The 18,259-nt window shown below is 69.0% G+C and carries 18 protein-coding genes; 10 read left to right on the forward strand and 8 right to left on the reverse strand.

The annotated features are described in order from the left end of the window. Nucleotides 1–105 precede the first annotated feature (105 nt). Entirely contained in the window at nt 106–471 is a 366-nt protein-coding gene (locus FZ046_RS00730; protein ID WP_099045782.1) for a hypothetical protein, read from the forward strand. Between the two features lie 116 nt (nt 472–587). On the opposite strand, the gene FZ046_RS00735 is transcribed toward FZ046_RS00730, so the two are convergent. Then, complete coding sequence (locus FZ046_RS00735; protein ID WP_070351096.1) at nt 588–1,124, reverse strand: TetR/AcrR family transcriptional regulator; 537 nt, start codon at nt 1,122–1,124, stop codon at nt 588–590. A 184-nt stretch (nt 1,125–1,308) separates the two neighbouring features. On the opposite strand from FZ046_RS00735, the gene FZ046_RS00740 reads away from it, so the two are divergent. Beyond that, the gene (locus FZ046_RS00740) at nt 1,309–2,523 is read left to right on the forward strand and encodes a cytochrome P450 (protein ID WP_070351095.1); all 1,215 of its coding nucleotides are present in this window, start codon (nt 1,309–1,311) and stop codon (nt 2,521–2,523) included. A gap of 16 nt (nt 2,524–2,539) precedes the next feature. Here the strand turns inward: FZ046_RS00740 and FZ046_RS00745 are convergent, their stop codons facing one another. Further along, complete coding sequence (locus FZ046_RS00745) at nt 2,540–4,822, reverse strand: ATP-dependent DNA ligase (protein WP_070351094.1); 2,283 nt, start codon at nt 4,820–4,822, stop codon at nt 2,540–2,542. A 32-nt stretch (nt 4,823–4,854) separates the two neighbouring features. Between FZ046_RS00745 and FZ046_RS00750 the strand changes: the two genes are divergently transcribed. Next, a complete protein-coding gene (locus FZ046_RS00750) occupies nt 4,855–5,112 on the forward strand; it encodes a hypothetical protein (RefSeq protein WP_070351093.1) in 258 nt (85 codons plus the stop codon). 24 nt (nt 5,113–5,136) lie between these two features. Here FZ046_RS00750 and FZ046_RS00755 read toward each other — a convergent pair whose 3' ends face one another. Genes FZ046_RS00755 through FZ046_RS00780 form a run of 6 tightly spaced genes read right to left on the reverse strand, consistent with a single transcriptional unit; the run spans nt 5,137 to nt 11,733 of the window. After that, the gene (locus tag FZ046_RS00755; RefSeq protein WP_070351092.1) at nt 5,137–6,402 is read right to left on the reverse strand and encodes a DUF4032 domain-containing protein; all 1,266 of its coding nucleotides are present in this window, start codon (nt 6,400–6,402) and stop codon (nt 5,137–5,139) included. A 1-nt stretch (nt 6,403) separates the two neighbouring features. Continuing rightward, the gene (locus tag FZ046_RS00760; RefSeq protein WP_070351091.1) at nt 6,404–7,483 is read right to left on the reverse strand and encodes an ABC transporter ATP-binding protein; all 1,080 of its coding nucleotides are present in this window, start codon (nt 7,481–7,483) and stop codon (nt 6,404–6,406) included. 30 nt (nt 7,484–7,513) lie between these two features. Beyond that, entirely contained in the window at nt 7,514–8,398 is an 885-nt protein-coding gene (locus FZ046_RS00765; protein WP_246182874.1) for a carbohydrate ABC transporter permease, read from the reverse strand. A gap of 35 nt (nt 8,399–8,433) precedes the next feature. Next, nucleotides 8,434–9,408, reverse strand: coding sequence for a carbohydrate ABC transporter permease (locus FZ046_RS00770; protein WP_070351090.1), 975 nt, complete (start codon nt 9,406–9,408; stop codon nt 8,434–8,436). Then, nucleotides 9,408–10,778, reverse strand: coding sequence for an ABC transporter substrate-binding protein (locus tag FZ046_RS00775; RefSeq protein ID WP_070351089.1), 1,371 nt, complete (start codon nt 10,776–10,778; stop codon nt 9,408–9,410). The genes FZ046_RS00770 and FZ046_RS00775 overlap by 1 nt, the downstream gene beginning before the upstream one ends. Nucleotides 10,779–10,803: 25 nt before the next feature. After that, on the reverse strand, nt 10,804–11,733 hold the full coding sequence (locus FZ046_RS00780) for a sugar-binding transcriptional regulator (protein ID WP_149484349.1): 930 nt from the start codon (nt 11,731–11,733) through the stop codon (nt 10,804–10,806). 272 nt (nt 11,734–12,005) lie between these two features. On the opposite strand from FZ046_RS00780, the gene FZ046_RS00785 reads away from it, so the two are divergent. The 7 genes from FZ046_RS00785 (at nt 12,006) to FZ046_RS00815 (ending at nt 18,174) form a co-directional block, all read left to right on the forward strand. Beyond that, complete coding sequence (locus FZ046_RS00785; RefSeq protein WP_070351088.1) at nt 12,006–13,415, forward strand: mannitol dehydrogenase family protein; 1,410 nt, start codon at nt 12,006–12,008, stop codon at nt 13,413–13,415. Beyond that, a complete protein-coding gene (locus FZ046_RS00790) occupies nt 13,412–14,341 on the forward strand; it encodes a carbohydrate kinase family protein (protein ID WP_070351087.1) in 930 nt (309 codons plus the stop codon). The genes FZ046_RS00785 and FZ046_RS00790 overlap by 4 nt, the downstream gene beginning before the upstream one ends. 21 nt (nt 14,342–14,362) lie before the next feature. Then, complete coding sequence (gene ku, locus FZ046_RS00795; RefSeq protein WP_070351086.1) at nt 14,363–15,382, forward strand: non-homologous end joining protein Ku; 1,020 nt, start codon at nt 14,363–14,365, stop codon at nt 15,380–15,382. A 224-nt stretch (nt 15,383–15,606) separates the two neighbouring features. Next, nucleotides 15,607–16,398 carry an SDR family oxidoreductase gene (locus FZ046_RS00800; RefSeq protein ID WP_070351085.1) on the forward strand — a complete coding sequence of 264 codons (792 nt, stop codon included), beginning with the start codon at nt 15,607–15,609 and terminating at the stop codon, nt 16,396–16,398. Nucleotides 16,399–16,410: 12 nt separating this feature from the next. Continuing rightward, nucleotides 16,411–17,493: an NAD(P)H-dependent amine dehydrogenase family protein gene (locus FZ046_RS00805; protein WP_070351084.1), complete on the forward strand. Its 1,083-nt coding sequence runs from the start codon at nt 16,411–16,413 to the stop codon at nt 17,491–17,493. A gap of 22 nt (nt 17,494–17,515) precedes the next feature. After that, complete coding sequence (locus tag FZ046_RS00810) at nt 17,516–17,839, forward strand: hypothetical protein (RefSeq protein ID WP_070351083.1); 324 nt, start codon at nt 17,516–17,518, stop codon at nt 17,837–17,839. Nucleotides 17,840–17,928: 89 nt separating this feature from the next. Then, nucleotides 17,929–18,174 (forward strand): hypothetical protein, encoded by a 246-nt coding sequence (locus FZ046_RS00815; protein WP_070351082.1) that lies wholly within the window; start codon nt 17,929–17,931, stop codon nt 18,172–18,174. Nucleotides 18,175–18,259: the final 85 nt, after the last annotated feature.

Genomic DNA, 18,259 nt, shown 5'->3' on the forward strand with positions numbered 1-18,259 from the left:
GTCGCCCGGGTTGCCGCGAGGACCCCGGTCGTGTTTTATCTACTCTGTTACAAAACTCCGTCGGAGAGGTGCAGGTCACCCATCCCCAGGAACGAAGGAGAGCCCGTGCCCTCACCCATCGCACAGCTGATGCACGACAACCTGATGGCGGTCTTCGACGAACGCGACGACGCGAGGCGCCGCGCGGCCATCCGCGAGACGTACGCCGCCGACGTGCGGTGGACCGACGCCGAAGGGGTCACCACGGGCACTGACGGCTTGGAGGCAAAGTGCGTCGCCCTGCAGTCCGGTCTCGGAGCGCTTCGGTTCGAGCCGGTCGGTTCGGTTCACGAACTGCCTGGCTTCGGCTACCTCGCGTGGCGGCTCGTCGATCCCGACGGCGGCGTCCCGATGACGGGTTTCGACGCCGCCGTCGTTGCCGGCAAAGTGATCACGGACCTGTGGACCGTCCTGATCCCGCCGGCGTCGTGACGACCTCTGCCGCAGCAGACGTCGTCCGCCGCAACGTCGACGCCGTGCAGAACGGCGGCGACCTCGCGGCCTGAGCGCCTGACCGGCAGCAGGTAAGGGTCGTTCGATCCGCCGCATCAGGGGAAGGCAGGCGCGACGAAGCGACGGATCGCCTCCCGTTCGTCGCCGTGCTCTGCCATCGGCCACTGGGCGAAGGACATCACGACCCGGACGATCCACTGCGCAGCTGCCGGGTCGTCCTCGGTCACGCCGGTGAGTTCGGCTGCCAGGTGCCCGAGCAGTGGTGAAGCGTGCAACTCGGCGAGGTTGGCGGAGTTGTGCGGCCGAAAGATCATCGAACGCAACGGGTTCGATCGTATGCGGTCCAGCGCCACGACGACCGCCGTGACCACCCGCTCCGTGCCGCCCATCCCGTTCACCGCGCGACGCACGTCGTCGACGACCGCCGCGGCCAGTCGCAGCAGGACGGCGTCGCGAATCTCCTTCTTTCCGCCGGCGTAGCGGTAGACGGTGGCGCGCGAGCAGTGCACGTGCGCAGCCAACGTGTCCACGTCGAACGCGTCGAGACCGTGACGAAGGATGAGTTCGGTGGCGGCGTCGAGGATCCGTTCGGTGCCCGCTCGGCGTCGATCCGTTCCCATCACCCAGTCCATGCGCCCACCTCCCGATCTCGCTCGACGATCTTCTCAGCTCTGAGACGATGTTTCCACGGCGTAGCGACGTCACCCCAGGTCAGACGCACTCACTGAGACGCTGGTGCCGTGTCCGTCATCGAACGCGTTGCGACTTCTCCCGGCGCCGTTGACGGACCACCGGACGCCGCCGCACCTTGGGTCCATGACCTCGTGTGACGGAGAGCTCGGGCTGGCCCTCTTCGACGACGCCAACATCCAACATCCGTACGAGCTCTACGCGCGCATGCACGACACCGGCCCCGTACACCGGATCGGCACGTCGACGTTCTACGCCGTCAGTGGTCGCGCGGCGGTCGACGAGGCGGTGTCGCGGTGCGCCGACTTCTCCTCGAATCTGACGGCGACGATGACGTATCAGCCCGGGGTCGGCGTGTCCCCGTTTCCCGTCGCCGACCTCGGCTCCCCCATTCACGCGCTCGCCACGGCCGACGACCCGTTGCACTCCGTCCACCGGAAGGCGTTGCTGCCGCATCTGAGTCCGCGCCGTGTCCGGTCGTTCGAACCCCTCGTCGCCCAGACCTACGAGCGACTCTGGGCGCCCGGTGCTGACGGAACGCTCGAGTGGATGACCATCGCGAACGCCCTGCCGATGATGATCGTCGCGCGCATCATCGGCGTACCCGACGACGACGTCGAACGCCTCACGCGGTGGGGGTATTCGGCGACCCAGGTCGTCGAGGGTCTGGTGACCCCGAGCGATCTCGAGGCGGCCGGCGCCGCCGTCATGGAACTCGGTGCGTACGTCACCGAGCGGTTCGCCCTCGCTGCCGCCGATCCGGGCGACGACCTGCTCGGCGACCTCGCCGGCGCGTGCGCCGGCGGCGACATCGACGATGTCGCGGCACTGACCATGATGATCACGTTGTTCAGCGCCGGCGGTGAGTCGACGGCGTCACTTCTCGGATCGGCCGCATGGATCCTCGCGACGCATCGCGACGTGCACGACGCGGTCCGCTCCGATCCCGAACTGATCGGCCCCTTCCTGGAGGAGGTGCTCCGCGTCGAGCCGCCGTTCCGCGGGCACTATCGGCACGTCGTCGCCGACACCACCCTGTGCGGTGTCGACCTGCCTGCCGGCGCACGACTGCTGCTGCTGTGGGGCGCCGCCAACCGGGATCCCAGCCACGTCGACGATCCGGCGGAGTTCCGCCTCGACCGGCCGGCGAGAACGGGTCACATCGCATTTGGCCGGGGCGTGCACTTCTGCGTCGGTGCTGCGCTGGCCCGGCTGGAGGCTCGCGTCGTCATCGGCGGCCTGCTCGAACGCAGCGCACGCATCGATGCGGTGCGGGTCGGCCGGTGGCTGCCGAGCCTGCTCGTCCGGCGGCTCGACGACCTACGCCTGGCCGTGTCGTGAGCACTGGGACGACGGCCTACTCCCAGACCACCTCGGCCGGCGTCTTGTCGTCGCGCAGCCCACGCCAACTCGGTTGTCGCAGGCGGCCATCGGAGGTGCGCTCGCTGTAGCGGACCTCGCCCACCAGCTCGGGCCGGACGAACGTCACGCCCTTGGCGTCGGGGCCGGTGAGCCGCTTCGTAAAGGGCGATGCGTCGGTGTGCAACGGTGCGAGGGTCTTCTTGAGATTGGCCAGGTCCTTGTCGGTGAAGCCGGTGCCCACGCGGCCCGCGAACTGCAGCCCGCCGCCGTCGGGGTCGGGAACGCCGACGAGCAACGCACCGATGCCGCTGCTGCGGCCGCCTTCCCCGGCGCGCCAGCCGCCGATCACGACCTCCTGGGTGAGCCACAGCTTGTCCTTGATCCACGACGACGACCGCCGCCCCGCCTGGTAGGTCGAGTCGCGTCGCTTGGCGACGACGCCCTCCCACCGGTTCGCCCGTGCGTGCGCCATGGCCTCCGGACCGTCGCCCGGCAACTGCTCGGGGACGATCAGCCCGCCGCCGTCGGCGAGCGCCTCGAGGATGCGCCTCCGGTCGGAGTACTTGGCGCGCATCAGGGATCGGCCGTCGAGCGCCAGCACGTCGAACGCCCAGAACTCGATGCGCGTGCTCCGGGCGCGGTTCTGCATCAGCCCGAAGTTCGGTACCCCGTCCTCGTCGAGCGCGACCACCTCCCCATCGAGCACCACGTGGTGGTCGGCGAGGTCGGCGGCCAGGGCCCGCAGCGCCGGATACTCGTGCGTGACGTCGCGGCCGCTGCGCGAACGCAGTTGCAACGCACCGTGATCGGCGTCGACGAGCAGACGGTAGCCGTCCCACTTGCCCTCGAACGCCCATACTGCACGAGTCAGCTTCGCCACCGAGCCGTGCGTGGCGAGCATCGGCGCCATGTCCTTCTCGGTGAGGGTGTGCTGCTCCTTCATCCGGTGCGCCAGCCAGTTCTTGCCGCCGGTCTGGATCAGTGCGTAGCGGCCGCTGACCTTCGAGCCGGTGAGCGTGACGATCACCTCGCCGCCCTTGTCCGGACCGTCCGGTGGGTGGTCGTTGAACTTCTCCGCCTCGTAGGTGCCGGTGTCCCAGATGAAGACCTCACCGCCGCCGTACTCGCCCTTGGGGATCGTGCCGGCGAAGGTCGCGTACTCCAGAGGGTGGTCCTCGGTGTGCACGGCCAAGTGGTTGACCGCCGGGGTGTCGGGCAGGTTCTTCGGGATGGCCCACGACACCAGGACGCCTCCGCGCTCCAGCCGGAAGTCGTAGTGCAACCGGCGTGCGTGGTGTTCCTGGATGACGAACGTGTCGTCGTTGCCGAGCGCGGGCGCCTTCTGCGGTACCGGCTCGGGGGTCTTGCTGGCGTCGCGCATCGTGCGGTACGTCGTCAGCTTGTCCGCCAACGGGACTCGCTCGTCGAGCCCGTCGAGCAGGTCGCCGTGGCTCGCGACGCGCTCGAGCACCTCGTCGAAGCGCAGGTGTCGCAGTCCCGGGTCTTCGATCTCCTCCCAGGTGCGCGGCGCCGCCACGGTCGGCTGATCGCGCCCGCGCAGCGAGTACGGCGCGATGGTGGTCTTCGCGGCGCTGTTTTGGCTCCAGTCGAGGAAGACCTTGCCGGCGCGCAGGCTCTTGGTCATCGTCGCGGTGACGCGCTTCGGCATGCTCTTCTCGAGCTGCTGGGCGATGCGCTTCGCCAGCACCGAGGCGCCCTGGGAACTCACCGGCTCGGCCAGCGGGACGTACAGGTGCAGGCCCTTGCTGCCGCTCGTCAGGGGGTACGCCGTCAGCCCGATGTCCTCGACGTAGCTGCGCACCTCGTGCGCCACCTCGCAGAGCTGGCGGAAGGTGACGCCCTCGCCGGGGTCGAGGTCGAAGACGATGCGCGTGGCAGGCCCGGGGTCGAGCCGGTCACCCTGGGCGACGAACCGCCACTGCGGCACGTGGACCTCGAGCGACGCCTGCTGCGCGATCCAGGCGAGACCCTCCCGGCTGTCGATCAGGGGGTAGGTGGTGGTGCCGCTGCGGTGGGTCACCGAGCCGCGCGCCATCCAGTCCGGCGCCGACGACGCCAGCTGCTTCTCGAAGAAATCGGGCTCGCCGACGCCGTTGGGCCAGCGCTTGCGGGTGACGGGCCGTCCGGCGATGTGCGGCACCATCACGTCGGCGATCTGCACGTAGTAGTCGAAGATCTCCGCCTTGGTGGTGCCCGCGGCGGGATACAGCACCTTGTCGGGGTTGGTCAGCTTCACCCGCCCGCAGCGATCCACCATGCCACGCTATTACCCGCTGTACCGTTGACCTAGTGACTCTCGGGTGGGCTTCCCGATGCGCCGCGTGCGCCGCGACGTGCGCGGCCGCCGCGGCGATTCTCGCGGCGGCGCCGCCGGCTGCCGCCGATCCCCAGGACCTGGTGCCGTACTGCTCGGGCGACCAGACGCCGATGGACTCCGCCTGCCGCGTTGCGCCCTCGCAGGTGTTCACCCACCCCGAGTCGGGCAGGTCCGGCGTCAGCCCCGACCTCCCCTACGGCCTCAACCCCGGCGAGCAGCCGGCGATCTGAGGGCGGCCGCCGAGCGCGGGGCCCTCAGTCCTCGTCGCGCAGCACGGCGAACGGCGCCGTCGGAACCTCGGCGACCGCGAGGCGCGCGGCCGAGTCGGCCGGGATGACGTCGCGGTTCAGCGCAGCCAGCGCCTTGTTGGTCCCGACGTCGCGGCCGGCCTGCTCGCTGAGCAGCCAGCGGACCTCCAGCAGATCGCAATACGCCTGGATCGGCGTGCCCGCGCCGTGCACGGCCTGGTGGGCCAGCATCTCGTAGGGCGTCAGCACCTCCATCACCCACAGTCGCGCCGCGGTCGGCTCGTCGACGTCGTGCCCGGCCTCGCGGCACAGCTGCGCCTGGTAGGCGTGCAGGTCGCCGAGCAGGATCTCCGCCTGGCCCTCGCCGACGTCCAACCCGGTCAGCTCCTGCAGATGCTGTGCGTGATATCGCTTGTCGCCGACCACGACGTGCACCCGCAACCGGGTCGGGTCGGCGCTGTCGGGCTGCAGCGACAGCTCGTCGACGGCGAAGCCGAGGTCGTTGAGCCGCCGGATGGTGCCCTCGACGCGGTAGCGGTCGGTGAAGCCGAACACCGGCTCGGCGTGCAGCACGTCCCAGAGTTCGTCGTAGCGGGTGCGCACCTGCTCGGCCTCGGCGATCAACCGCTCCTCCAGGTCGGCGGTCGTGCCGAGCCGCTCGGCGAGGTCCAGCATGCCCATCGCGACGTTCTCCACCATGATGTCGAGGTCGTGCGTGCGCTGTCCGCGGCTCAGCGACGGGTGCACCTCCGAGGTCTCGGCGTCGACGAGGTGCGCCGCCAGCATCTGCCCGTCGCGGGAGAACAGCGTGTTGGCCAGCGAGCAGTCGCCCCAGAACACGCCGTGGCGGTGCAGCTCGACCAACAGCCCGGCCATCGCGCCGAGCAGCCGCGTCCGGTGCTTGCCCTCCTCGAGAGGCAACCGCATGAACAGCCGCCGGTACTGCCAGGATCCCTCGAGGTACCGGGTCACCAGGATCGCCGAGTCGACGTCCGGCTGCAGCACCAGCCCGGCGGGACGCACCGCGGGCAGGCCCATCTCCTCGAGCCGGCGCAGCACCTCGTACTCCTTGGCGGCGACCCGAGGCGGCATGTCCTTCACCGCCCAGAGCGCACCGTCGGCGTCGACGAACTTCACCAGGTGCCTGCTGGGCCCAACGGCGATGTCGCGCAACGGAACGTCGGGCACGTTCCATTGCCGCAGCGGGAGGTCCCAGGGCAGCGCCAGCAGACCCGGCGTCGGTGCGCGGAGCCGAATCTCCGGCGCCGGCATGCTAGTTCAGACGTTCGCCCGACTGCGGGTGGAACAGGTGCACCGCCCCGTCGGGATGCCGCCGGAGCCGCACCGTGTCCGCCAGCCTCGGCGCGGTGCGCGGGTTGCAGCGCGCCACCAGCTCGACGCCCGAACTCGCGTGGGTGTAGACGTAGGCCTCGCTGCCGAGGTCCTCGACGAGGTCCACTACGACCTCCACCCCATCGGAGTCGCTGATCTCGAGCTGCTCGGGCCGGATGCCGAAGGTCACCTCGGACAGGTTGGCCTGGCTGAGGGTGCTCAGGGTGTCGCGCTCGAGTTCGAGCGTCGAGTCGCCGACCTTCACCCCGTCGGGCGCCACCGGCAGCGTCACCAGGTTCATCGCCGGAGAGCCGATGAAGCCGGCGACGAACGCGTTGGCAGGACGGTCGTACAGCTCGTTGGGCGACGCGAACTGCTGCAGCTTGCCGAAGCGCAGCACGGCGACCCGGTCCCCCATCGTCATGGCCTCCACCTGGTCATGGGTGACGTAGACGGTGGTGGTGCCCAGCCGCCGCTGCAGCGCCGCGATCTGCGTGCGCGTCTGCACGCGCAGCTTCGCGTCGAGGTTGGAGAGCGGCTCGTCCATGCAGAACACCTGCGGCTCACGGACGATGGCGCGGCCCATCGCCACGCGCTGGCGTTGACCGCCGGAGAGCTTGGCGGGCTTGCGGTCCAGGAACTCGGTGAGGTCGAGGATCTTCGCGGCCTCCTCGACCTTGCGGCGCCGCTCCTCGGCCGAGACACCCCGCAGCTTGAGCGCGAAACCCATGTTCTCGGCAACGGTCTTGTTCGGGTACAGCGCGTAGTTCTGGAACACCATCGCGATGTCGCGGTCCTTGGACGGCACGCCGACCATGTTCTTGCCGCCGATCTCGATGGTGCCCTCGTCGATCTCCTCCAGCCCGGCGAGCATCCGCAGCGCGGTGCTCTTGCCCGAACCGGACGGACCGACCAGCACCACGAACTCGCCGTCGGCGATGTCGAGGTTCAGCGAGTCGACTGCCAGCTTGTCGGAGCCCTCGTAGATGCACGAGGCGTTGTTGTACGTGATCGATGCCATTGCTCCCCTTACCTTGAAATGGACTGCGCTCTACTTGATTGCGCCGAACGAGAGCCCGCGCACCAACTTGTTCTGGGCGAACCACCCGCAGAGGATGACCGGCAGTGCGGCCATCGTGGCCGCCGCCGAGAGCACCGCCCAGTACTGCCCCTCACCCGCGATGAACCCGACGAGGTAGACGGGCATGGTCTGGGCGTTCACCGCGGTCAGGTTCACCGCGAAGAAGAATTCGTTCCACGCGAAGATCACGCAGATCAACGCGGTTGCCGCGATGCCGGGCGACACCAGCGGCAGGATCACCTCACGCACGGAGCGCCACAGGCTCGCACCGTCGAGGCTCGCCGCCTCGAGCAGTTCACCCGGCACCTCGAGGAAGAACGACCGCATCATCCACACCGCGATGGGCAGGTTCATCGCGGTGTAGAGGATGACCAGCGCCCAGATGTTGTCCAGCAGGCCCACGTTGGAGACGATGACGTACAGCGGCAGGATGACGGCCACCACCGGCAGCATCTTGGTGCTCATGAAGAAGAACAGCGCATCCTGGGTCTTGCGCACCGGCCGCAGTGACAACGCGAACGCGGCGGGGACGCCGAGCAGCAGGACGATGATCGTCGACAGTCCGGTGGCGAAGATCGAGTTGAGCATCGCCGGCCCGATGCCTTGATCGAAGACCGCGCCGTACTGCTCGAGGGTCGGTGAGAAGAGGAGTTTCGGCGGCGTCGTGGCCGCGTCGCCCTCCTGCTTGAACGACGTCAGGATCATCCAGAACACCGGGAAGAAGAACCCCAGGGCGACGAGCCACGCCACCAGACCCCAGGGGCTGAATGTGCGGGTCTTCTTCTTGGCCGTCACGGCGGATTCGCCCGTCACGCGGCCCCGGTCGGTGCTGTCCAGTGCTGATCCGGTGGTCATGTCAGATCCCTCACTCTTGGCGCGAGCGCTCATCGTCAGGCCGCCTCTTCCTTGCCCGAGAACGATTTGAAGATCAACCGCAGCGCGAAGTTCGCGATGATGATCGTGAAGATCACCACGACCACGCCCATCGCCGCCGCCTGGCCGATGTCGAAGCCGAGGAACGCGCGCTGGTAGATGTAGAACGGCAGGTTCGCACTCGCGATGCCGGGGCCACCCTGGGTCATCATGTAGATGGCGTCGAAGGTGTTCACCAGGTAGATCGCGCCGAGCACCACCCCCAGTTCGATGAACCGTCGCAGGTGCGGCAGCGTCAGCTCGCGGAAGAGCTGGAACGCACCCGCTCCGTCGACTCGGCCGGCCTCCAGGATGTCGCGAGGCATCGACTGGAGGCCGGCGAGGATCAGCAGCATCATGAACGGCGTCCACTGCCAGATCAGTTCGACCATGACCATCGTCAGCGGGAACTGGCCGATCCAGTCGACGCGGCCGATGCCGACCAGCGACAGTGCCCAGTTCAAGATGCCGTTGTTCGGGTCGAGGATCGTCGTCTTCCAGATCAGCGCCGCCGCGACGGGTGTGACGAGGAAGGGCGTGATGAGCAGGGTCCGGACGACGCCGCGGCCGAGGAACGCCCGGTCCAGGAGCAGGGCCAACAGGAGCCCGAACGCCGCCGAGATGATGACCACGCCGACGATGAGCACCACGGTGTTCAGTGCCACCGACCAGAACTGGCTGTCCTTGACCACCGCGATGTAGTTGTCGAAGCCGACGAACTGACGCGACCCCGGCCGCACCAGGTTCCATGACAGCGTCGAGTAGTACAGCGTGAAGACGAACGGGATCTGGGTGACCACGATCATGAAGATCAGCGCGGGGAGCAACGGCCCCCGGCGCCGCCAGCCCTCGGCGCGGCTGACGCCGATGCCCTGGTTCGCCTTGATCTTCCGGACCCGTTCGGCGACGTCGTTCTCGCCGGCCTCGGCGCCGGTCTGCGCGGTAACGGTCATCACTTCTCCTGGTAGGTGCGGCCGACGACCTCGGCGTACTCCTGGGACTGAGTCAGCGCGTCATCGACCGACTTCTGGCCGGCGATGGCCGCGCTGATCTGCTGGCTGACCCGGGTACCGAGGTCCTGGAACTCGGGGATGCCGACGAACTGGATGCCGGTGTACGGAACCGGTTGCACCGTCGGCCGATTGGGCGTCGCGTTCTCGATGGACCGCAACGTCAACGGACCGTAGGACTTCGAGATCGCCTCGTACTCCGGCAGATCGGTGTAGGTGGAGGTGCGGCTACCCGGTGGGACCCGAGCCCAGCCGAGTTTCTCCCCGACCAGCTTCATGTAGTCCTTGCTCGTCATCCAGGAGATGAACTTCCAGGCACCGTCGGGATTCTTCGCAGCCTTGGGGATGCCCAACGCCCAGGTGTAGAGCCATCCCGCGTTCGGCTTCTCCACGATCGGCGCGGGCAGGTACCCGATCTTGCCGACCAGGTCGGGGTACTCCTTGGGATCCTCGAGCACCGAGACCGCCGACGTCGCGTCGTACCACATCGCGGTCTGCCCCTGGCCGAACAGGTTGGCGCACTCCTGGAACCCGGTGGAGGCGGCGCCGAGTTCACCCGAGCGCTTGACCAGGTCGACGTAGAAGTTGACGGCCTGCCGGACCTGCGGGCTGCTCAGCTGCGCGTTCCACTGCTCGTCGAACCAGCGCCCGCCGAAGGTGTTGATGACGGTGTCCAGCGGCGCGAGCACCTCACCCCAACCGGGCTTGCCGCGCAGGCAGATTCCGGCCCGGTCCCCGGTCTTGAGCGCGTCCGCCCACTGACCCACCTCCTGCCAGGTGGGCTGGTAGTTGGGATCCTGCGGCACCTGGATGCCGGCTTGGGCGAACAGATCCTTGCGGTACATCAGGAACGAGGACTCGCCGTAGAACGGGACGGCGTACATGTTGCCCTCGTAGGACAGCGACTCCCGCAGCGACGAGATGAAGTCGTTCTCGTCGTAGCCCGGCGTCTGGCGCGCGTACTCGCTGAGGTTGCGCAACCAGCCGTCGCGCGCCCACTGCGGCGTCTCGAAGTTGCTGATCATCGCGACGTCGAACTCGCTGCCACCCATGGCCGTCGACATCGTGATCTTCGCGCGCGCCTGGTTCTCCGACAGCGTGATGAACTTGAGCTTGGTGCCGGGGTTCTGGGCCTCGAACTCACTCGACAGCTTCTGCGCATCGGTCATCTGCGAGTTGGACACCAGCGCGATGGTCACCTCGTCGTCGGACGCGCCGAGGCTGCCCGCCCCGGCGCACCCCGCGGTGAACGTCACGCCGAGGGCAGCGGTACACGCCACCAGCTTGCGGAGTACTCGTCGTCGAGTCGTCACGCCTGACCACCTTCCGGTCGGTTGCTCACTGCTCCAACAGCCAACGTGCGCAGTCGATGTCGCACACCAGCAGCTTCGCCAAACCGCCGCGCAGGGCGGCGTGCGTGGCGAGGTACTTCTCGGGTCCGCTGCACACCAGGATCGTCTTGGCGCAGCTGCGGACGTCCTCGAGCGGGACCGACACCGCGCGGTGGGCGAGTTCGGTGTCCACCGACGCGCCGTCGGCGTCGAAGAAGCGGCCGCCGATCTCGCCGACGGCGCCGCGGCTCACCAGTTCGTCGAGCATCCGCACGTCGAGGAAGCTGCCCTCGAACAACGTGGTCGACGTGGATACCGACCCCACGCCGAACAGCATGGTGTCCGCCCGGCGGCCGGCCTCCAGCGTCCGCGAGATCACCGAGTCACTGCGCAGCGAGACCACGGTCGAGGCGTCGGCGTACAGCGGTGCGGGCAGCCGCATCGCGTTGGCGCGCAGCATGTCCGCGCTGCGGCTGAGGATGAATTCCATGCCGGTCTGGTAGGAGGCGGTCGACATGGCGCCGTCGAGCTGCACCACCACGCGGCAGCTCGCCACCCCCGGGCTCAGCGCCGAGACCGCGGCCACCTGCTCGGGACCCCAGGTGAAGCCCAGGACGTCGTCCTGGTGCAGCCGGCGCATCAGCAGCGCGCCCGACGCCCGGCCGAGGTGTCCGGTGACAACCGCCTCGGTCAGGCCGTAGCGCTCCTCGAGGCGACGCTCCTCCTCGGCGTGCAGATCGTCCTTCAGCGTCGGCGGCACGACGACCTCGATGCGCACCAGCCCGTGGGCCTTGGCCCGCGCGATGAGCCGGCCCGCCGTCGGTCGGGAGACGCCGAGCTTGGCGGCGATCTCCGCCTGGGTGAGGCCGTCGAGGTAGTAGAGCGTCGCCGCGCGCAGTGCCAGCCGGAGATCCTCCGGGGTGGCGACGTGCTCCATCGTGCCGTTCACGCGCCCATTGGACCGACCGCTCGGCACCGTGGGGGCGACGGCGTCCGAAGGCGACATGGCCACGATGTGCACTCCACCTTCCTCGTCGAGGGTGAGAATCTGCTCATGGGTGCGAGTAGATGCTCATCACGCTAACATCCGTGTGTGACCTACACAACACCCCCGTGCCACCCGCTCGACGACGTCGCCGCCAGTACCCGTCGCGGCCGGTCCAACCGGCACGTGGCGCCGGGTAGCGTCGAGCGCGTGGTGACCGCGTCATGAAACTGAGCACCGAGACCCTCGCCGAGATCCCGATCGCCACCCCGAGTTACGACCGCAGCGCGGTCGGCGTCGGCATCGTGCACTTCGGCGTCGGCGGGTTCCACCGCGCCCACCAGGCGATGTACGTCGATCGGTTGCTCGAACGCGGCCTCGCGACGGACTGGGGCATCTGCGGCGTCGGCGTACTGCCCGCCGACCGGAAGATGGCCGACGTCATGGCCGCTCAGGACGGGCTCTACACCCTCATCGCGATGAACCCCGACGGCTCGCGCGAGGCCCGCGTCATCGGATCGATCGTCGACTACCGCTACGCGCCCGACGACCCCGAGGCCGTCATCGAGCTGATCGCCGCGCCGACGACGCGCATCGTGTCGCTGACCATCACCGAGGGCGGCTACTCGATCGCCGACGCGGGACCGGACAGCGTGTTCGGGCTCGTCACCGCCGCGCTCGAGCGGCGCCGCGACCGCGGCCTCGGGTCGCCCACCATTGTGTCGTGCGACAACATCGAGGGCAACGGCCACGTGGCGCGCGAGGCGTTCACGTCGTTCGCGCGCGACCATCACCCCGGCCTGGCCGAGTGGATGGACGAGCACACCAGGTTCCCGAACTCCATGGTCGACCGCATCACGCCGGCCACCGCACCCGACGTCGTCGACGCGCTCGCCACGGAGTTCGGCGTGGAGGATCAGTGGCCGGTCGCGGCGGAGCCGTTCACCGCGTGGGTGCTCGAGGACGACTTCTCCGACGGCAGACCGCCGTTCGAGGAGGTCGACGTGCTGCTCGTCGACGACGTCACGCCGTATGAGTTGATGAAGCTGCGGCTGCTCAACGCCAGCCACCAGGCGCTGTGCTACTTCGCCTACCTCGCCGGCTACCGGCTGGTGCACGACGCCGCGGGCGATCCGCTGTTCGCGAGGTTCCTCCGCCGGTACATGGACGAGGAGGGCACGCCGACACTGCTGCCCGTGCCGGGCATCGACCTGCCGGAGTACAAGCAGACCCTCATCGAGCGATTCGCCAATCCCGGTGTGCGGGACACGATCGTGCGGCTGTGCTTCGCCTCCTCCGACCGCATCCCGAAGTGGCTTCTGCCCGTGATCCGGGAGAACTTGCGCACCGGCGCACCGATCGCCATGGCCACCGCCACGGTCGCGAGCTGGGCGCGCTACGCCGAGGGGGTCGACGAGGAGGGCGAGCCGATCGACGTGCAGGACCCGCTCGCCGACACATTGGTGCCGATCGCCCAGCGTCAGCGCGAGGCGCCGCTGGCGTTCGTGGAGAACACCGACGTGTTCGGCGACCTCGCACAGCAGCCGCGCTTCGCCGAGGAGTACCTCGCCACGTTGGAATCGTTGCACGCCAACGGTTCTCGCGCGACACTCGAACGACTGGTCGGGTCGTGAGTGCCGCGTCTCCCGACAGCGCCCTGGTGATCGGCGAGGCGTTGATCGACGTCGTCGAGCGGGATGGACGGACACTCGGCGAGCACGTCGGCGGCAGCCCGCTCAACGTCGCCGTCGGATTGAGCCGGCTCGGCCGCGACGTCGACTTCCTCACCCACGTCGGCGATGACGACCGCGGCCGGCGCATCGTGGACTACGTCGAACAGTCCGCGGTCCGGTTGGTGGCCGGCAGCACCGACGCCGACCGCACGCCGACGGCGCTGGCGCGGCTCGACGCCTCCGGTGCGGCGACCTACGAGTTCGACATCGTCTGGGAGACGGCCGGCACGCCGGAGGTGTCGCCGCCGCTGGTGGTGCACACCGGTTCGATCGCGGCGTTCCTCGCGCCCGGCTGCCTGGCGACCGCGGCCCTGCTCGACGCGTACCGCACCTCGGCGACCGTCAGCTACGACCCCAACGTGCGGCCGGCGCTGATCGACGACCGCGAGCAGGCGATCGACCGCATCAGCCGGCTGGTGGCGAAGGCCGACCTGGTGAAGGCGTCCGACGAGGACCTGCACTGGATCGACCCGGACCGCCCCGCCGAGGAGGTGGCGCGGACGTGGCAGGAACTCGGCCCCGCCGTCGTCGTCGTCACCCGCGGCGCGGATGGCGCGTTCGCCGTGTCCGATGCCGGCACCGTCACGATCGAGGCACCGCCGGTCGAGGTCGTGGACACCGTCGGCGCAGGTGATGCCTTCATGGCCGGACTCGTCGACGCGCTGTGGAGCCGCGACCTGCTCGGCCGGACCCGCCGTGACGCGCTCGCCGGCATCGGCGAGGCGACGCTCGGCGAGGTGCTGCGCGAGGCGGCCCGGGTGTCGGCGTACGTCGTCGCCCGGGCGGGGGCGGATCTGCCGCGCCGCGCCGATCTGCGTCAGGACTAGCAGGATGGGCAATACTGGGGCATGCGGTCCATCTGGAAGGGTTCGGTCTCGTTCGGGCTGGTGAACGTGCCGGTCAAGGTCTACAGCGCGACCGAAGACCACGACATCAAGTTCCACCAGGTGCACGCCAAGGACCACGGGCGGATCCGCTACAAGCGGGTGTGCGAGATCTGCGGCGAGGTGGTCGAGTACCGCGACATCGCGAAGTCCTACGAGGCCGAGGACGGCCAGACCGTCATCATCACCGACGAGGACGTCGCGACGATGCCCGAGGAGCGCAGCCGCGAGATCGAGGTCCTCGAGTTCGTGCCCGCCGAACAGATCGACCCGATGCTCTACGACAAGAGCTATTTCCTGGAGCCGGATTCGAAGTCGTCGAAGTCCTACGTGCTCTTGGCCAAGACGCTGGCCGACACCGACCGCATCGCGATCGTGCACTTCACGCTGCGCAACAAGACACGGCTGGCGGCGTTGCGCGTCAAGGACTTCAGCAAGCGCGACGTGATGATGGTGCACACGCTGCTGTGGCCCGACGAGATCCGCGACCCCGACTTCCCGGTGCTGGACAAGGAGGTCGACGTCAAGCCGGCCGAGCTGAAGATGGCCGGACAGGTCGTCGAGTCCATGACCGACGACTTCCATCCCGACCAGTTCCGCGACACCTACCGCGAAGAGATGATGGAGCTGATCCAGGCGAAGATCGAGGGCGGTGAGGCCTTCACCACCGAGGACGCCGAACCCGAGAACCTCGACGAGACCGACGACGTCTCCGATCTGCTCGCCAAGCTGGAGGCCAGCGTCAAGGCGCGCAAGGGATCGAGTGCGAGTTCGGACTCCGGCTCGGACTCCGGCAAGGACACCGACTCCGACGACGACGACTCCGACGAGAAGCCCGCCCGCTCCGCCGCGAAGAAGGCCCCCGCCAAGAAGGCCGCGCAGAAGGCACCGGCGAAGAAGACCACCGGCACCGCAGCCAAGAAGACCACCGGCGCGGCCGCCAAGAAGTCGCCGGCGAAGAAGACCGCGGCCAAGAAGGCCTGACGCGTCCGCTGGCCCGTTCCTGGCTCCGCCGCGTCGAGATCCGACTTTTGCAGACCCGCACTCGCACTTCTTCGCCAAAACCCGGATCTCACGGCGCGGGCCCCACCTGACCCCACCCGCGCCACCCGCGCCCTCGGCGCACATGAAGTAGAACGTGTTCCAGAAACCTCCCCCACGGCGGCGGCCGGCTTGTTAGCGTGACCGCGCGAGGGAAGTGAGGGCACGTGATTCTCGACAGGTTCAGGCTCGACGGCAAGGTTGCCGTCGTCACCGGCGCAGGCCGCGGACTGGGTGCGGCGATGGCGCTCGCATTCGCGGAAGCCGGTGCAGACGTGCTGATCGCAGCGCGGACTCGGTCTCAGCTGGAGGAGGTCGCGCAGCAGGTCGAGGCCACCGGGCGACGCGCGCACGTCGTGGTGGCCGACCTCGCGCGGCCCGAGGACACCGCAGCCCTCGCCGCGACGGCCGTCGAGGCCTTCGGCAAACTAGACGTCGTCGTGAACAACGTCGGCGGCACCATGCCGAACGCCTTGCTCAGCACGTCGACGAAGGACCTGCGCGACGCCTTCACCTTCAACGTGGCCACCGCGCACGCGCTCACGACGGCCGCGGTCCCGCTGATGCTGGAGCATTCCGGCGGCGGCAGCATCATCAACGTCACCTCGACGATGGCGCGGGCCTCCGGGCGCGGTTTCGCCGCCTACGGCACGGCGAAGGCCGCCCTCGCGCACTACACCCGGCTGTCGGCCTTCGACCTGGCCCCGCGGATCCGCGTCAACGCGATCGCGCCCGGCTCGATCCTGACCTCGGCGCTGGAGATCGTGGCGAGCAACGACGAGCTGCGCGACCCCATGGAGCAGGCCACCCCGCTGCGACGGCTCGGCGACCCGCAGGACATCGCCGCGGCCGCGGTGTACCTCGCCTCCCCCGCCGGCAGCTATCTCACCGGCAAGACGCTCGAGGTCGACGGCGGACTCACCACGCCGAACCTCGACATGCCCATCCCCGATCTGTAGAGAGGCACACCCGTGACCATTCGCGTCGCCGCCGTCGGCACCGGCAACGTCGGCAAGCCCGCCCTCGCCCACCTCATCGGCGACGACCGGTTCGATCTCACCGCCGTCTGGGTGTCCTCGGAGGCCAAGGCCGGCAGGGACGCGGGTGAGTTGGCGGGTCTCGGCGTCACCACCGGCGTCGCGGCGACCACCGACCTCGACGCCGTGCTGGCCACCGCGCCGGAGTGCGTCGTCTACACCGCACTGGCCGACAACCGGTTGACCGAGGCGCTCGAGGACTACCGCCGCATCCTGGCCGCCGGCATCAACGTCGTCGGCAGCAGTGCGGTCTTCCTGCAGTACCCGTGGCAGACGCTGCCCCAGGAGATGATCAGCCCCATCGAAGAGGCTGCAGCGCAGGGCAATTCGAGCCTGTTCGTCGGCGGCATCGATCCCGGGTTCGCCAACGACCTGGTGCCCCTGGCGCTCGCCGGCACCTGTCAGAGCATCGAGCAGGTGCGCTGCATGGAGATCATCAACTACGACACCTACGACAGCGCGGCGGTGATGTTCGACGTGATGGGCTTCGGCCGGTCTCTCGACGACGTGCCGATGCTGCTACAGCCGGGAGTGCTGAGCCTCGCATGGGGGTCGGTGGTGCGCCAGCTGGCCGCGGGTCTGGGCATCGACCTCGACGAGGTGAAGGAGACCTACGTCCGCGAGCCCGCACCGGAGGCATTCGACATCGCGTCCGGCCACATCGAGAAGGGCACCGCCGCCGCGCTGCGCTTCGAGGTGCAGGGCATCAAGGACGGCGCCGTCGCGGTGGTGCTCGAGCACGTCACCCGGCTGCGCGACGACCTCCGCCCGGACTGGCCGCAGCCCGCGCAGGAGGGTGGCTCGTACCGCATCGAGATCACCGGCGAACCCTCCTATGCCGTCGACCTGTGCCTCTCCAGCCCGAACGGCGACCACAACCACGCCGGCCTGGTCGCGACCGCGGCGCGGGTGGTCAATGCGATCCCCGACGTCGTCGCCGCTCCGGCCGGAATCCGCACCACCCTCGACCTGCCCCTCGTGACCGGCCGCGGGTTGTACGCTGGCAGCCGTCCGTGACCCCGAGCCAAGGGATGCGACCATGCGGCCCTCCACGCGCCACCTCGTGACCCTGCTCGCCGCCGGAGGCATGGGCCTCGCCACCGCGACCCTCACCGCGGCCGGCGCGGCGGCCGAACCCGGACAGCAGTCCTGCCAGACCACCCCGGGCGGCACCTACACCGGGACCGGCGAGACCGAGTGCCAATCGCCGGGCAACGTCCAGATCGACGCCACCGCACCTGCCCCGGTCTATCCCTATCCGTGGGACGACGAGTTCTACGGGTCCGCGCTCATCATCGGTGGCCCCTGGGGCCCGCATGGCGGCGGCACGGCCGGCGGCGGCGGTGGTGGCGGGCACCGCTGAGCGGCTATTCCCGGCGCCGAGGAGATCATTTTCACCCGTTCTGACCTGCCCGGACGGGCGTAGACTCGGTCCGTAGATCGGAGCAGGTCATGAGCAAGAAATCACTTCGCACGTCCCTTTCGGTGGCGCCCGCCCTGGCCGCACTGGCCGTCGGCGGCATCCTCTTCGCCGCCCCCGCGTCGGCAGCGCCGCAGTGCGTCGACACCGCGCCGCGCACCACGATGTGCACCACCAACGGCAGTGCCCAGCTGACGACGTCCCCGCCCGCGCAGAGCTTCGGGCCGTTCTACGGCGGCTTCCCGTTCGGCGGGTTCGGCTTCGGCATCGGTTGGTGACTATTCGTCCCCGCTCGGCCGGGTAACACCGGTTCGGGCGGCGTTGTCGCGTCGCCGAGGTTCCGGTTAACCTAACTTTTTCGTT

Source organism: Mycolicibacterium grossiae (genome assembly GCF_008329645.1).
Taxonomy (GTDB): Bacteria; Actinomycetota; Actinomycetes; order Mycobacteriales; family Mycobacteriaceae; genus Mycobacterium; species Mycobacterium grossiae.